The 14,611-nt window shown below is 39.8% G+C and carries 15 protein-coding genes, 1 tRNA gene and 1 riboswitch; of the genes, 3 read left to right on the top strand and 13 right to left on the bottom strand.

The features are described 5' to 3' along the window. Positions 1 to 455 precede the first annotated feature (455 nt). From ACFG4S_RS18940 to ACFG4S_RS18930, 3 genes are all read right to left on the bottom strand, one after another. A complete protein-coding gene (locus ACFG4S_RS18940) occupies positions 456 to 2,384 on the bottom strand; it encodes an ABC-F family ATP-binding cassette domain-containing protein (RefSeq protein WP_392530577.1) in 1,929 nt (642 codons plus the stop codon). A 74-nt stretch (positions 2,385 to 2,458) separates the two neighbouring features. After that, complete coding sequence (locus tag ACFG4S_RS18935) at positions 2,459 to 2,875, bottom strand: DUF1824 family protein (protein ID WP_392530576.1); 417 nt, start codon at positions 2,873 to 2,875, stop codon at positions 2,459 to 2,461. Between the two features lie 275 nt (positions 2,876 to 3,150). Continuing rightward, positions 3,151 to 3,999: a prohibitin family protein gene (locus tag ACFG4S_RS18930; RefSeq protein WP_392536023.1), complete on the bottom strand. Its 849-nt coding sequence runs from the start codon at positions 3,997 to 3,999 to the stop codon at positions 3,151 to 3,153. A gap of 290 nt (positions 4,000 to 4,289) precedes the next feature. On the opposite strand from ACFG4S_RS18930, the gene ACFG4S_RS18925 reads away from it, so the two are divergent. Both ACFG4S_RS18925 and ACFG4S_RS18920 read left to right on the top strand, forming a co-directional pair. Then, a complete protein-coding gene (locus ACFG4S_RS18925; RefSeq protein ID WP_392530575.1) occupies positions 4,290 to 6,098 on the top strand; it encodes an ABC transporter ATP-binding protein in 1,809 nt (602 codons plus the stop codon). Positions 6,099 to 6,180: 82 nt separating this feature from the next. Then, a complete protein-coding gene (locus ACFG4S_RS18920; protein ID WP_392530574.1) occupies positions 6,181 to 6,609 on the top strand; it encodes a hypothetical protein in 429 nt (142 codons plus the stop codon). Positions 6,610 to 6,768: 159 nt separating this feature from the next. On the opposite strand, the gene ACFG4S_RS18915 is transcribed toward ACFG4S_RS18920, so the two are convergent. Both ACFG4S_RS18915 and ACFG4S_RS18910 read right to left on the bottom strand, forming a co-directional pair. Then, entirely contained in the window at positions 6,769 to 7,515 is a 747-nt protein-coding gene (locus ACFG4S_RS18915; protein ID WP_392530573.1) for a cobalt-precorrin-6A reductase, read from the bottom strand. Next, entirely contained in the window at positions 7,512 to 7,925 is a 414-nt protein-coding gene (locus ACFG4S_RS18910; RefSeq protein ID WP_392530572.1) for a DUF1636 domain-containing protein, read from the bottom strand. The genes ACFG4S_RS18915 and ACFG4S_RS18910 overlap by 4 nt, the downstream gene beginning before the upstream one ends. 21 nt (positions 7,926 to 7,946) lie before the next feature. Continuing rightward, positions 7,947 to 8,131: riboswitch (cobalamin riboswitch) on the bottom strand. Positions 8,132 to 8,198: 67 nt separating this feature from the next. Here ACFG4S_RS18910 and ACFG4S_RS18905 point away from each other — a divergent pair. Beyond that, positions 8,199 to 8,272, top strand: a tRNA-Val gene (locus tag ACFG4S_RS18905). A gap of 240 nt (positions 8,273 to 8,512) precedes the next feature. On the opposite strand, the gene ACFG4S_RS18900 is transcribed toward ACFG4S_RS18905, so the two are convergent. From ACFG4S_RS18900 to ACFG4S_RS18865, 8 genes are all read right to left on the bottom strand, one after another. After that, positions 8,513 to 9,697 carry an AAA family ATPase gene (locus ACFG4S_RS18900; RefSeq protein ID WP_392530571.1) on the bottom strand — a complete coding sequence of 395 codons (1,185 nt, stop codon included), beginning with the start codon at positions 9,695 to 9,697 and terminating at the stop codon, positions 8,513 to 8,515. Between the two features lie 178 nt (positions 9,698 to 9,875). Continuing rightward, entirely contained in the window at positions 9,876 to 10,163 is a 288-nt protein-coding gene (locus ACFG4S_RS18895; RefSeq protein WP_392530570.1) for a DUF2281 domain-containing protein, read from the bottom strand. Beyond that, entirely contained in the window at positions 10,153 to 10,752 is a 600-nt protein-coding gene (locus ACFG4S_RS18890) for a Uma2 family endonuclease (protein ID WP_392530569.1), read from the bottom strand. Before ACFG4S_RS18890 ends, ACFG4S_RS18895 begins: the two co-directional genes overlap by 11 nt. A 49-nt stretch (positions 10,753 to 10,801) precedes the next feature. Then, positions 10,802 to 11,170 (bottom strand): type II toxin-antitoxin system VapC family toxin, encoded by a 369-nt coding sequence (locus tag ACFG4S_RS18885; RefSeq protein ID WP_392530568.1) that lies wholly within the window; start codon positions 11,168 to 11,170, stop codon positions 10,802 to 10,804. Next, positions 11,148 to 11,408: a hypothetical protein gene (locus ACFG4S_RS18880; RefSeq protein WP_392530567.1), complete on the bottom strand. Its 261-nt coding sequence runs from the start codon at positions 11,406 to 11,408 to the stop codon at positions 11,148 to 11,150. Before ACFG4S_RS18880 ends, ACFG4S_RS18885 begins: the two co-directional genes overlap by 23 nt. Positions 11,409 to 11,482: 74 nt before the next feature. After that, on the bottom strand, positions 11,483 to 12,742 hold the full coding sequence (locus ACFG4S_RS18875) for a restriction endonuclease subunit S (RefSeq protein ID WP_392530566.1): 1,260 nt from the start codon (positions 12,740 to 12,742) through the stop codon (positions 11,483 to 11,485). 141 nt (positions 12,743 to 12,883) lie between these two features. Next, positions 12,884 to 13,510 (bottom strand): type I-MYXAN CRISPR-associated protein Cas6/Cmx6, encoded by a 627-nt coding sequence (gene cas6 / locus ACFG4S_RS18870; protein ID WP_392530565.1) that lies wholly within the window; start codon positions 13,508 to 13,510, stop codon positions 12,884 to 12,886. 726 nt (positions 13,511 to 14,236) lie between these two features. Then, on the bottom strand, positions 14,237 to 14,587 hold the full coding sequence (locus tag ACFG4S_RS18865) for a four helix bundle protein (RefSeq protein WP_094343524.1): 351 nt from the start codon (positions 14,585 to 14,587) through the stop codon (positions 14,237 to 14,239). Positions 14,588 to 14,611 lie beyond the last annotated feature (24 nt).

The raw sequence follows: 14,611 nt of genomic DNA, 5'->3' as shown, positions 1-14,611 counted from the left end.
AATAATCTCTTTTTTGGTCTGGGGAATGGTTAAAGGGCAATGGGGAAAGTGAAATTCAAACCCTTTCCCTTTCCCCTTTCCCCCTTAACCGAAAAGTATTGCCCCACTAGTACCATAAAGCGGAAGTCAAAAGTCAAAAGTCAAAAGTCAAAGTTAACATAGAATAAGCTCTTTAGGGATTTTCAATGGTTGCTCTATTTACGCAGTGGCGTAATAGTGTTCATTCAAGCTTAAATTGATGGGTAAGTAATTTCGTAGTAAGGACTTTAGTCCTTATTTTATAAGCACTTTAGTGCTTACTACAAAGTTTTCATTACTAGCTTGATAGACTACTAGCTAATAAGCTGATGCGCGTCTAAAGTATATAAACACTCTTGATGGTTGTTGACTGTTGACGGGTTTTCAGTCATCAGTCATCAGGTAAATGTACAAATTAAATGCGTAACAGCTTAATTTCAAGACTCCATTTCAGCTAATTCTAACCAGCGTTCAGTCGCCACATCGATCGCTTGCTTAAGCGATTCCACTTGTTCGTAGAGTTTTTGCACTTGGCTATAATTCCCCCCAGAGATGTTTGCTAGTGTTTTTTCAGTTTCTGCTTTCTCAGCTTCTAACTGGGCAATTTTACCTTCCAACTGCTGAAATTCTTTTTTTTCCCAGTTGGATAACCTGCGTCGCTTGGTATTCTCTCCGTCCTTGGGTGAAACTGCACCATTTTGGACTTCGACATTTTTGGGCTTCTCCTTATTGTTCGCAGCTTGTTGCTGCGCTTCTTCAGCCTTTTTATAGTCCAGATAAACCGAGTAATTACCTGGATATTGGCGGAGATTACCACCTTCTTCAAAGGAGAATACTGTGTCGATGGTGCGATCGAGAAAATAGCGATCGTGAGAAACAACAATTACACAGCCAGTAAAATCTTCTAAATAATCCTCTAATACTGCCAATGTTTGCACATCTAAATCATTTGTCGGCTCATCTAAAATTAAAACATTGGGCGCGCTCATTAAAACCCGCAACAAAAATAAACGGCGTTTTTCTCCACCAGAAAGTTTACTAATTGGGGCATATTGTTGATTCCCAGGAAACAAAAACCGCTCCAACATTTGGGAAGCAGTAATTTGCGTTCCATCGCTAATTTTGACAAATTCCCCTTCTTCTTTGATATAGTCAATCACGCGCTGATTTTCATTTAATGCTGTGAGCAATTCTTCAGAATGCTGGTCAAAATAACCGATATGAACTGTAGTACCAATTTCGGCAATACCAGAATCAGGCTTAATTCGTCCAGTAATCATATCCATTAAAGTGGATTTCCCTGCACCATTAGCGCCAATAATGCCGATGCGGTCTTCTGGACTAAATTCGTAGGTGAAATTATTAATTAGAGTGCGTCCATTGTATGCCTTGGAAACGTTATCTAATTCAATAACTTTTTTGCCAATGCGACGGCCAACTGTGGAAATATCAACTTTACCCTGAACTTGTTTAAATTCAGTATCGCGCAGAGCGTGAGCGCGGTCAATTCTCGCTTTTTGCTTAGTACTTCTAGCTTTCGGCCCTTTTTTGAGCCATTCCAACTCGCGGCGCAACAAGCCTTGGTGTTTACGTTGACTACTTACGGCAGATTCTTCAGCTAAAGCTTTCTTTTCGAGGTAGTATGAATAGTTGCCTGTATAAGTGTAAATGTCGCCTCGGTCGATTTCAATAATCCGATTGGTAACGCGATCTAGAAAATAGCGATCGTGAGTGATGAGAAAAAGTGCGCCGCGATAGCGATTTAAATAACTTTGCAACCATTCTACAGAAAGAGCATCAAGATGGTTTGTTGGCTCATCCATGAGCAAAACATCGGGTTCTGATAGCAAAGCTGATGCTAAAGCAATGCGCTTGCGATAACCTCCAGATAAAGTACTTATCTTGGCGTCAAAGTCAGAAATTCCTAATTTTGTGAGGATGATTTTGGCATTAGTTTCTAATTCCCAAGCGCCAGTTGTATCCATCCTTTGCATCACCACAGAAAGGCGAGTCATTAGTTGAGTATCATCTGGATAGTGAACCAATTTATCTGAAAGTTCTTCATACTCACGCACCAAAGCCATGTGTTCGCCACTATCAGCAAAAACTTGTTCTAAAACTGTATGATTTTCATCTAAATCTGGCTGCTGGGGTAAGTAGATAATTTTAGAACCAGAGTTGATTAAGATTTGACCGTTATCAATGGTTTCTAACCCGGCAATCATTTTTAATAAAGTTGATTTTCCCGAACCATTAGTACCAATTAAACCAACTTTATCGGTAGCATCAAGGCTAAAGCTAGCATCTTTTAAAATCTCTTTGATGCCAAAGTCTTTTTTCACAGATTGTAGTGTAATAATACTCATAAGATTGAAGTCATTAATTATTTTTCATTAGTATAAGTAGGCAAGGCTCATACCCTACCTACATTCGACCAATTCTAGACAAATAAATCCAAGGGAAGGTGTCCATACATTTCGTTGATTCCATCTTCGTCATAAGACTGGCAAGATACTAATACACCACGATGATGACCATCATAGGAATCTAGATAACACAAGCCATTTTTCCCATTTAATTTGATATAAACTGGTCCTTCTGGTGTAGATAAATTCTCTGGTGGTTCATAACCTAAAGCGAGAGAATAGGTTTTCATTGCCAATATTCCTTCTTCTGCTGTATCAGCACAAATTCCTAAAATTTGGTAATCAGCAAGCTTGGTAAGTAAAATTAAGGCATCACGAGTTACTACTTTTTCTGATGCTTTGAGGACAGGAGCAATATCTAGACAATTGAATTTGTTCAGTATTTTTTTCGCTTCTTCGGCGGTGAGATTGTGAGGATTGGGAGTTGACATAAACTTCGATTATTGTCTTGTTGGTTTTTCTGTTGTGTTTGAGTTTGGAGTAGCCCAATTTAGGCTATTTTAGATTTTGGTGAAGCAGTGCAGTCTTCTCTTTTGGCGCTAGCGAATCTTGTCTGTGACACGCTACGCTAACGAGTGTCACTTGTTTGCGTAGCGTCTCCTACTGAGAAGGAATTAGCAATCAATCTTCCAAGTGTTGTAAAATTTAGCTCAAGTTAGAGTAAACTTTATAATTTTAAAGCTTTTTATTGAATGGTCACTCCCTTTTACGGTTGATTTTGGACATTCCCAAGGTTGAATATGAAGGGAACACCGCTTTTTGAGTCACCACCCATAACAAGGACTTTGGGCATTTGAGCGCCACCAGTCTTCCAAGCTTCAATGGCTTCTTTTTGCAGAACTAACTGTCCTCCTTGGGCTTTGAGTGTCTCTGCTAAGAGTCTTTGAGCTTCCGATCTACCTTTGGCGCGATTAATGTCTGCTTGTGCTTCTTGTTCAGCTTCTCGTGCTACATAAACGGCTCTTTGTGCCCGTTGTTCGGCAATTTGTTTTTCTTCAACGGCTCTGGCAAATTCTGGAGAGAATGCTAAATCAACGACACTAGTATCTAACACAATTATTCCATATTTGTCTAAGCGATCGCCTAATGCTTGATCGAAGTCTTCTTTTAATTCACTTCTTTTAGTAATTGCTTCTTCTACTGTTCTTCTGGCAGCTGCAATTTTAAACGCTTCTTGTGTTTGGGGGGCAATGATTTTCGATACAATATTTTCTAATGTTCCTTGTTTTCTTCTAACTTCAACTACCTGTATGGGATCGAGGCGAAAGTTAATTGCAAATCTCGCAGATAAGTTTTGCAAATCCTTCGTAGAACTTTCTGCTGGGACTTCAAATTTTTGTACGGTCAAATCATACACATCTATCACGGAGATAAAAGGCGGTCTTACATGAATACCTTCCAATAAAGCCCCATCTCTCGCTTTACCCAATATGCTAATCACTCCTGCTTGTCCTGGGTTGATAATAATAAAGGCATTTAGTCCGATAATCACTAATATTGCTAACACAATTCCAAAAACTGTGGTTTGCCAATTTCCCAATTGCTGATTTTTCAAATGATTCTCTCCAATATTGAGTGCTGAGTGCTGAGTTAAGAGTGTTGAGTGTTGAGTGCTGTACATGGATAGCGGGGCGTTTAGCCCGTGCTGAGTGCTGAGTTAGGAGTTAAGAGTGATTATTCTACTTATTGTCTCCTTTTCCCAATCCCCAGTCCCCAGTCCCCAGTCCCCAATTTAAGTTTCCCATTAGTCTGTCTGAATCAAGTCTTTAATCTTCAGACTCAGGACTCAAGACTCAAAACTTTGTTCCGTGTTAATATCAGTTGCACGCAACCGCAGAGCAAGCCGTGGCTACTGTATTAAAATCTCATCGGGCATCAAGAAGGCGTAGACATTCGACGCATCCTCTCCAGCGTTTGCTTGAGTATGGACATCAGTATCGGAAACAAATTTGGCTGGCGACTACTTATTCTATCCTTAATAAATTTTTCGACTTGGCACCACCCGGCTTAATTGGCGTGGCGGTGGATGTCGTAGTTAAGCAACAGGATTCCATAATTGCACAATTAGGGGTACGCGATGTCTTTGGACAATTTTTAATTATTTCCTTCCTCACTGTAATTATTTGGATACTAGAATCTGTTTTTGAATACGCCTACGCTCGACTTTGGCGGAATTTGGCTCAGAATATTCAGCATGACTTGCGTTTGGATGCATACAAACATTTGCAAGAGTTGGAATTGGCTTATTTTGAAGAACGCAGCACTGGCGGTTTAATGTCTATCCTCAGTGATGATATTAACCAATTAGAACGGTTTTTGGATGGGGGAGCAAATGATATTATCCAAGTTTCCGCAACTGTTCTAATTATTGGCGCTGCTTTTTTTATTTTGGCTCCTAGTGTGGCTTGGATGGCTTTGTCGCCGATGCCGTTTATCCTCTGGGGTTCCTTTGCTTATCAACGACTGCTTGCACCTCGGTACGCTGATGTAAGAGAAAAGGTAGGTTTTCTTAATTCGCGTTTGTCAAACAATATCAGCGGAATTACTACTATTAAAAGTTTCACTGCTGAAGCTTATGAAGCCTCTCGTTTGGAATTAGATAGTGAAGCTTATCGCCGGAGTAACTCTAAAGCAATTGCTCTTTCTGCGGCTTTTGTACCGTTAATTCGGATGCTGATTTTGGTGGGTTTCACGGCATTACTATTATATGGGGGGATGGCAGCAGTTTCTGGAAAAATGTCTGTAGGTACTTACAGCGTATTAGTGTTTTTAATCCAGCGATTGCTATGGCCTTTAACTAGATTAGGCGAAACATTCGATCAATATCAACGAGCAATGGCTTCTACTAATCGAGTCATGAATTTGTTGGATACTCCCATCGCTATTCATACAGGTGATGTATCGTTACCTATCAATGAAGTGCGCGGTGAAGTGCAATTTAAAAATGTTTATTTTGCCTATAAAGATAGATTTCCAGTAATTAAAAATCTCTCTTTGGATATTCCGGCGGGGAAAACCATTGCAATTGTCGGTTCAACTGGTTCAGGTAAAAGCACTTTAGTCAAACTTTTATTGCGGTTGTACGAAGTGCAAACAGGAAGTATTACTGTCGATGGCATTGACTTGCAAAGTTTGAATTTACAAGATTTACGGCGCTGCATTGGGTTGGTGAGTCAGGATGTGTTTCTATTTCATGGTACTGTAGCTGAGAATATAGCCTATGGAAGCTTTGAAACTACAGAACAAGAAATCATCAATGCGGCGAAGATAGCAGAGGCGCACGAATTTATTATTAACCTGCCCGAAGGTTATGAGACAATTGTGGGGGAAAGAGGACAAAAGTTATCTGGTGGACAAAGACAACGAATTGCGATCGCCCGTGCAGTCTTGAAGAATCCCCCCATTTTGATTTTAGATGAAGCGACCTCGGCAGTAGATAATGAGACAGAAGCGGCAATCCAGCGATCCCTAGAACGGATTACAGTCGATAGAACTACAATTGCGATCGCTCATCGTCTTTCCACCATCCGTAATGCCGATTGCATTTATGTCATGGAATATGGGAAATTAGTAGAGTCGGGAACCCATGAGCAATTGCTAGACAAAGAAGGTATTTATTCTGGCCTCTGGCGTGTACAGTCAGGCTTAAGATAACTTTCACGCCTCTTTGTTTCTCAATTACGAATTACGAACTTGTACTGAGCGTAGCCGAAGTATTACGAATTACGAATTATTTATGTTTTTTGGTAATAGTCAACCAGAATCAGGTGATAACAAGTGGCGTCACCAGTTAGATAGGTTTGTGAAAGCAAATCAGCAAGAATTGGCAGCACTATTTTGGGGATTGTGGTTAGCAAATGGTGATAGTCAAGGTACTGTTGGTATTGATTTACAACCAAAGCCGCATTTTGTTTATTGTCCGAAAGAGCAGATAGAGAATTTAAACAATAAAGTTGATAATCGGCTTCAGGAAATATTAGGAATTGTCGAGAATCATAAGCCGGAAGTAGAGGTTGTGATGATGGGAATTGGCAAGGGGGAAATTAAGTTAATTCAGTTTGCACCGGAACCAGCACCACCAATTTGTTTTGAGCAAGCTGGTAAGGATGTCGATGGATTATTGGATGTGCTGGAAGAGAGGATGAATCAAGAGATTGTTTGTTAACGAAGAGGAACGCAGAAGAAGATAATAACTTAGTGAATTGTTTTCCTAGTAGTTTGCCAACCCAAAATTGCTAGGTTGGGACTGGGGTTGGGGGAAGGAATTAAAACCTTTTCCCTTTTCCCCTTACCCTTTACCCCGCCAAGTTTCCTTGGCGAACTACTAGTATTGCAACTTGTCAAATACCCATGCCAAAGCAGCATCAACATCAGTAACGTAATCTACTAATGGTATGGTTGGACGATTCACCATCACAACCTTTAGCTCAAGTTCTCGTGCAGCAATAATCTTGGCATAGATAGCATCGCCACCACTATTTTTACTGACTATGGTATCGATGTTGTGGTGAATGAGGATTTCTCTTTCATTGTTCAGGGTAAAGGGACCGCGATCGCACAATAACATCCCCGGTGGCACTAAGGCATCTTCACTAGGAGGGTCAATCATCCGCATCAGAAACCAAATGTCCTTAAGATCAGCGAAGGCGGCGAGTTCTTGTCTACCAACTGTCAAAAATACTCGCTGTGCTTGATTTTGTAGGACTGTTGCTGCTGCTTCAACGCTATCAACTTCAATCCAGCGATCGCCACTTACCTTTTCCCAAGGCGGACGAATTAATATCAGATGGGGTACTCCGACAATGGTAGCAGCATCTACCGCATTCCAGGAAATCTGGGTAGCAAAAGGATGAGTTGCATCAATTAGCAAATCGATTTGCATTACTCGCAAATAATTAGTTAATCCAGCTACACCACCGAAGCCTCCAATCCGCAAATCGCCCAAAGGAACTAATGGCTCACGCGTGCGGCCAGCTAGGGATGTGATTACTTCTACCCCTTCCATAGTCGCCAATTTGGTAGCTAATTCTGCTGCATCTCCCGTCCCACCCAGAATCAAAAGGCGCATCATAAAGGTGGAATTTTTGCCAAAATGCCATTTTTCAGAGGCTGTGGACGCTCTGACCAAGGCAGTAAACCATTTGGTTTTGCATAGTATTGACTAGCACACTCCAATACCGCAGATGCACTGCCATCAACGGCTAAATCGCCAAATAAATATGTTAATTTGCCTTTGGCAGCAAAGGCAACCACACAGGAGCGATTACAAGCACTCATACATTCAACCTCTTGAATTGGGAATTCATCTCGCAAGTCCCAATCTTGTGCCAGGTGCTGAAGTTGCTCTAATAGTTGTTCGCCACCACTTCCAGTTAAACGTTTTCCTTCTTGCCAAACGCTGGCGCAGGTTTTGCAAACAAATAAAGTATGGTGAGGAACACCAGAGCGATCGCTTGTGGAAATATTTGCAGTCGCAGTCATCTGTACCTCGCAGAAATGTGGAACTGATAAATTTACTTCGGCGGGCATCCTGACTCACTCAATTTGAGAATTTACGATTACTCAGACAAGCTAATCTCAAATCTCTAATTAGTTCACAGTTGCGGGACAGCGCCAGATTTACACCGGACTTTCCCCGTTACCTCTGGTAGCTGACCCCCACCAGAACCGAATAACCTTAACAATCATACACCAAGCTCGAATATCTTGCCTTGTCAGAAAAGTATGTGTTATATTTAGTAATTGTGTGGTTAAGGACGTATAGCTCAGTTGGTTAGAGCGCTACGTTGACATCGTAGAGGTCACTGGTTCGAATCCAGTTACGTCCATTTCAGGCATGTCCTTATCTGTAACTGCTACGATGTTGTCGTTTTGAACAATAACAAATTTTGTGGCAGGGTTAAATTGAAAGGCTCTAATTTTCTTTGGTATAGATTTGGCTAAGTCCTGTTTACCTTGGTGAGGAATACAAATAAAAGAAATTTCATCAGGAATTATTTTGGGTAAAATTTCCTTTAAAACATTTTCTAGAGAAGATTCTTCTAATAAAAAGATAACATCGTAATTCATTAGGGAGCGACTCCTTCAAACCAGTTTTGATTCCAAAGATATCCAGGTAAATCTCCCGCTTGAACTAAATTTTTCAGGGTTTCGCTATCGGTAGCTCGGAAAATTTTTGTAGTGCCTTGTTCTTTTGTCAACCAGAAAATACTTTCTAGGGGAACAGCATTAAGAAAGTCAGGAGAGTGGGTAGACACAAAGACTTGTCCGCCTCTGTGGGCATAACTGGCAAATTCTTCGGCAAGTTCGTGGAGAAGGCTTGGATAAAGTTGGTTTTCGGGTTCTTCGACGCAAAGTAGGGGGTGGGGTTTGGGATCGAATAGCAGAATTAAGTAGGCAAACATTTTCATTGTGCCATCAGAAACATAGCGATCTATAAAGGGATCTTTAAAAGCTTGGTCTTGAAACTTGAGGATTAATCTGCCGTCTTCTGTTTCTTTTGCTTCTACTTTGGAAATACCGGGGACTCTTTCCTGCATTTTTGTCAGGATGGTTTGGAATATATCGGGATGGTTTTGATAAATATATTGGGCAACGACTGCCATATTATCACCTGTGGGGGAGAGATGTTCGGCATAGAGTGCGTCTTTGCTACCTCTGGCATCGCTGATATGGAAGTCGGAAACGTGCCAATTTTCAATTAGTGAACGGAAGGCGCTGGCGGCTTTGAAACGTTGAAATTGCCCCAGTCCTTTAATTGCTAAAATATCATTGGATTCGAGTTGTTGTTCTTCACGTTCTAGTTCTTCGTCCGTTTGTTCAAAGTTTTCTTCATTGGTGATGGCATATCCTTTACCGTTCTGGAAGTCGAGAAAGTGATAGGGAGAACCGTATTCGCCGCGTTTGTACCGTAGAATTTCTCTTTTAACTAAGGGTCGTCTTTCTTCTTGTCCAACATTTAAAACATAGGTAACGAGGCGCTCTGTTTCCAGAATATTCATGCGGAATTTTAGTTCTATTTCGATATCTTCTTTTTCTTTGCCTCTAGTGACGACTTCATTAAATCCACCTCGGATCTGAAGGGCTTGACGAATGTTATTTTTTAGGGCATCGCGTAGAAAACCAAAAATATCGAATAGGGTAGATTTACCTGTACCATTGGCTCCGATGATGACGCAAAAGGTTGGAATTTCTTTTATTTCTAGAGATTCAAAGGCTCGATAATTTTTAATTTTTATAGAAACAATTTTCATAACTAAATCTACCTTAAAAAGAAAGAATACTACTTTACTTTTCTTCCTGCTATGCTTCTCTGTGTAGAAAATTGGTGTTAATTTCCTTGTTTTCCCACAATCCTGCTAACTCAAAAAATACTTGCACTCGATCAAAGATGTTGCCTTTTTTGAGTCATTATTTTCCGAATCCTGCTAATTATTGAGGATTATGGGATAAGTCTTTGCGGATGGTATTTAGGGTAATGTTTTTCCCTTCCCAAATTCCGGCTAGGGCGAAAAAGTCTTGATCCTGTTGGGGAGGTGTTTCAGGTTGTTGATCTTGTTGTTGGCGATCGGCTTGAAATTCTAGGAATTCTACAAATTCGATCACTTTTTTTTGTTGTCCAGGGGAGAGTTGTTGGATTTTTTGGATTACGGTTTCGAGGGTTAGCATATTGGGCGTTAGGTAATGGGTAGTAGGTAATGCTTTGATTCTATTCCCCATTCCCTGGTTCAAGGGTTAAACCGCGATAGACTTGTTCAATAGGGAAATTAAGGTTAATGCTTTTGAGTTCGATCGCATCGCCTGCTTTGTAGTTGATAATCAACCAGTCGCCTGCGTCGTTTTTGTGATAAAGGTCGATTTCGATGCTGGTGGAACTGACTAGCAGATAATCTATTAAAGCTGGGTTTTGGCGGTACATTCGGAATTTGCCGCCTCTGTCGTAGGCTTCGGTAGTTTTTGAGAGAACTTCAACGATTAAGCAGGGGTATGTAATATATTGGGTTGTGGTTTTATCGCGATCGTCGCAGGTAACGCTGACATCGGGATAGGTGTAGTTATTTGTACCAACAATGTTAACTCTTAGGTCTGAAGTCGCGGTGTCGCAGCCACTCCCTTCTAAATGATTAGTAAACAATGTGATGAATCTGGCAGCAAGTAAGCTATGGTTTTTGCTACCGCCAGTCATGGCATAGATACCCATAGGATAAACTTGACCGTTAATATATTCGTGTTTTTCTAGTTGCTGTTCTTCCCACGCAAAGTATTCTTCTGGGGTTAGGGTAGGGAAATTTTCTTTAGCTGCGATCATTTTTTTGGTAATTGGTAATTGGTAATACTTTTATTTTATTCGCTGTTCCCTAACTTTTCGTTGGTAAATAAATAACCTGTACTTCGCTGATTTTGGACAACTGCTTATCATTGGTAATCAAAACTGCTGCACACTCCCAGGCACTCGCAAGAATAACAGCATCAGGCATCTTTAAGCTATATTTTCGCCTTAATCGAATTGTTTTTTCGGCAATAGTCGTATCTAGAGATACTTCGATAAGAGTTTTTAGAGTTGAGCGAATTAAATTATCTTCCTGCGAAGATAAACCCTTAAAAGATAAAATCTCAATACTTGTGATGACAGAATAACCTATGTTACCATTGGGTATGGGTTGGGTTAATTCTTGATTGAACAATGAGATCAAAATATTAGTATCAATGAGATAATCCAGTTTCATCCCACTCACTCCGAATTTGCTCTTGCCAAGCTAAAGCATTAACCCCTTGAAAAGCTGTAATTTTCCCTGAGAGTTGATTAATGGGATGCTCTGAAGCATGATCAGGATTAGATTGACTATCAACTGGTTGACTATGGAGTTTTTGACTGAGATATTGCAAAATCTCCTGTTGTTCTGTCCAAGATAATTGTTCAAGTAAACTAAATACTTGCTCTTTGGTAATTTGCAAGTTCAGCATTGCTTAAATCTCCATATTTTCTATTAGGTAATGGGTAATACTTTTATTGTATTCCCTGTTCCCTATTCCCTATTTCAAACAAACAGTTTTTGCAGTAAGCCTTTTTTGAATTTTTCGGTTTGGTCGATTTGGCGGTAGAGGGTTTCGATTTTGCGATCAATTGCGGTTAGGAAGTTCGCTATTCTTTCTTGTTCTTTTATAGAAGGCAATATAACTTGAAAGTTTTGAATGTGAAATTTAGTCAAAGCTTCACGAGTTGAACCGCCTTTACCTCCCAGCTTAAATAATTGATTTTTATAATCTTCAAAAACTAATAAGTTTGATAAAAAAACAGAATTTAATTTATTATTTTTAGGTCTAATTATCATTACGTGCTGGTTTACCCTAGCTGGTAAATATTTCACGGGCGCAATACAACATCTAGCAATTGAAGCACCCGTTATATTTAAAAGAATATCGTCATTTTCCACTGTTACATTATTGAGTTCTCTTGCTTGATTCTCATCAATAAAAGCTAGATTTTCTTCTTGAAAGCGATTATCATAAATATTCATACTTCTAAAAAGAGAAATGCCCGATTCTTGATAATTATCTTCTCCGCCTCTGGGCGTAGCTCCACTACCTATTTTTTTTGTAATTTCCCCTAAAGTCATTTCTTCCCAATCAGGAAACTCAGATCCGATCGCACCTTTAAACCGAATCTCTTGAGAAAAGATTTTCTGCATTACGCCGCGTTTGTAGGTCTGCAAGAGTTCCTGCTTGCGGCGGAGTTGGGTTAGACGGCGATCGACAGCCCCCAAAAAACTAGCAATTTTTTCTTGTTCTTCAATAAAAGGCTTGAAAAGAATTAATGCTTTTAATTGAGAAGTATCTAATTTACCAGCTCCAATACCTGTCCCAGATACTAGAGATTTTAGAAGATTTTCGTTTGCTTTTAGCCAGTAAAACAAAAAAAATAATTCTCTCTTGTTTTGGATTTTTAAACATTTAACATCCTGATTAAATGCTAAATCTCTACCTGTTATGCCCATAGGAATACGGTTATAAAGAATACTCCCACGTACAAGAATTAAAATTGAACCTTTAGTAGCTAATCTTGAACCATTCTCTAATCCAAGTTCTGTTATCTTCTGATCAGAATCAAAAAGTATGTCGTAATACATTGACGATGCACTGATCCAAGGAATATCACCATTCCAATAGTCTAATTTTTCTTTAGATGGTGTCCCGCCTGAACTCCATTCAGCTAATTCTTCTAAAGTTTTAGATTGCCAATCTTCTTTAAACTCAGAAAATCTCAACTCAGGAACTTTTTTCTTAATCTTCTTGCTCATAACGGTGCATCAATCCCCAACTCATCACAAAACCCACGAATTAGCCGATCAGTTTCCTCCATCTCCCGATCGCACTGCCTCATGTCCCTCAAGTTCTCAAGCATCGCTGCGCTTATCTCAATGACCAGCTTTAGAACCTGTTTAGTTCGTTTGTTCTAACAAAGTTGACATGCTCCCAATGCCCTGTTCTTGCAAGGTTAAAGAATCTTCAGGATTGAGTTCACTGATTTTTACGCCAAATCCTCTAACTTTAAACTGTTTCCCTTCTTTATTGATGGTTAATTGTCTTCGTTGAGGTGTTCCATCTTGTCGGGTAAGAAGTTCAATTTTTCCTTGTATTCCTAAATTATCCAGTTGCCGTTGAACAGCTTCAATAAAGTTAGTAGAGTCTTGGAACCCTTTAATTATCACTAATCTCGAATAGACACTTTCTGAACAAATTAACGGTTTGTAGTCAGGAATATCTAGTTGATAAAAATTTTGACCTATATGAAAGACTTGACCCGCTAAATAAGGATAAATTAAAGGAATTTGTTGATGATAAATCCGAATTTTTAGACGAGATTGAGCAGTTAGTTCAAGCAAATTGTTCTTGGTCGGTATTCCAGCAATCGGATGAATCCCAATAGACTTTAGTTCGTGAAGGCTAGGACAAATACTGTACAAGGCACTATAGATAACATAACCATTATCAAGAGGAATCGGTGCGCCTCTTAGCTTAAACGTTAAGTCTACATATTCCTCACTGTGAATTAATATGACTGCCATAAATGCAAATTTTGAGATGTCAGAGTTTGTTTAATACATCAACATCCTCTTGTGCAAAATTGTCCTCATTGTCATCGCCGACTACTTTGGTTAGAGTGGCAATCCAGTTTAGCCTATTGTTCGCAATATTCTCACTGGTTAGGAGGATCTTCTAATACTCCAGTAGTTACTCAAAACAGATGGATAGCCAAAAGTTCCTATCCCATACCAGCATAAACCGCTTCTGTTCCATTCATTCTAAAAAAATCCGGCGCTTTCCTGCTTTCTATGCTTGATTGGACTCACGGCAAGCTTATCCTTCCAATTTGGACTAGCGGCAAAGTTATGGTTTCAAACTGTCAATTTCATCCAAAATTAGCTGACGCAAGAATGAGGGTTGTAGTGTTTTGGACGGCAAAGTTATGGTTCCAGTAGCGGCAAAGTTATGGGTAAAGTCACAGTCGTTGTGATTTAAAGCATAATATGGTTCTTGTCAGATTTTGGTGATCATTGAAAGTTACGCACTTTAAGGCAGATGGCAGAAGGCAGACGGCAGAAGGTTTTAAAACGTTTTGTTATCCTCGCTAGGACTTGTGACCAAGACGGGCGATCGCTTACGACTTTCAAGTGATGCAGATGTTCTATAATCCAAGCAAAGGGTTCTTGGCAACTTTTGGTGATCTTGGTTGGGGCAAGGCAGAAGGCAGAGGGCAGAGGGCAGAAGTCGGAAGGGTAGAAGTAATAAATTCAAGCTTTGAGTTTGTTTAAGCTAGCAACTAATATACTTTGCATTTCCTCGACCTCATTCAATAGGGGAGTGAAAAGGTTTTTGTCAGCTAAATCTACTTCTTTAGCTATGATTAATTGGGTATCAAGTTCTCTCAAAGAGCCTAATGCAATATGTAAAAACTGTATGTATTCTGGCTTTGAGCGCCTTCCATAGCCTTCAGCTATATTGGATGCTACAGATACAGAAGAACGTCGGATTTGGCTGGTTAAACCATACAATTCTGATTGAGGAAATAGGCGGGTAAATTTATAACAATTGATAGCAAGTTGAACCGCCCTTTGCCAGATAAACTGATTTCTATAACTCATATAATCAAGTGTAAATTGTCAAAA

It is taken from the genome of Nostoc sp. C117 (assembly GCF_043099735.1).
In the GTDB taxonomy this organism is placed as follows: Bacteria; Cyanobacteriota; Cyanobacteriia; order Cyanobacteriales; family Nostocaceae; genus Nostoc.
The sequence above is the reverse complement of the archived record's forward strand: the minus strand, read 5'-3'. Positions and strand labels throughout refer to the sequence as shown.

Bases quoted from the DNA above. Each gene is read 5' to 3' on its own strand.
- ACFG4S_RS18940 (WP_392530577.1), bottom strand. From the start codon at position 2,384: ATGAGTATTATTACACTACAATCTGTGAAAAAAGACTTTGGCATCAAA.
- ACFG4S_RS18935 (WP_392530576.1), bottom strand. From the start codon at position 2,875: ATGTCAACTCCCAATCCTCACAATCTCACCGCCGAAGAAGCGAAAAAA.
- ACFG4S_RS18920 (WP_392530574.1), top strand. From the start codon at position 6,181: ATGTTTTTTGGTAATAGTCAACCAGAATCAGGTGATAACAAGTGGCGT.
- ACFG4S_RS18915 (WP_392530573.1), bottom strand. From the start codon at position 7,515: ATGATGCGCCTTTTGATTCTGGGTGGGACGGGAGATGCAGCAGAATTA.
- ACFG4S_RS18910 (WP_392530572.1), bottom strand. From the start codon at position 7,925: ATGACTGCGACTGCAAATATTTCCACAAGCGATCGCTCTGGTGTTCCT.
- ACFG4S_RS18900 (WP_392530571.1), bottom strand. From the start codon at position 9,697: ATGAAAATTGTTTCTATAAAAATTAAAAATTATCGAGCCTTTGAATCT.
- ACFG4S_RS18895 (WP_392530570.1), bottom strand. From the start codon at position 10,163: ATGGGGAATAGAATCAAAGCATTACCTACTACCCATTACCTAACGCCC.
- ACFG4S_RS18890 (WP_392530569.1), bottom strand. From the start codon at position 10,752: ATGATCGCAGCTAAAGAAAATTTCCCTACCCTAACCCCAGAAGAATAC.
- ACFG4S_RS18885 (WP_392530568.1), bottom strand. From the start codon at position 11,170: ATGAAACTGGATTATCTCATTGATACTAATATTTTGATCTCATTGTTC.
- ACFG4S_RS18880 (WP_392530567.1), bottom strand. From the start codon at position 11,408: ATGCTGAACTTGCAAATTACCAAAGAGCAAGTATTTAGTTTACTTGAA.
- ACFG4S_RS18875 (WP_392530566.1), bottom strand. From the start codon at position 12,742: ATGAGCAAGAAGATTAAGAAAAAAGTTCCTGAGTTGAGATTTTCTGAG.
- cas6 (WP_392530565.1), bottom strand. From the start codon at position 13,510: ATGGCAGTCATATTAATTCACAGTGAGGAATATGTAGACTTAACGTTT.
- ACFG4S_RS18865 (WP_094343524.1), bottom strand. From the start codon at position 14,587: ATGAGTTATAGAAATCAGTTTATCTGGCAAAGGGCGGTTCAACTTGCT.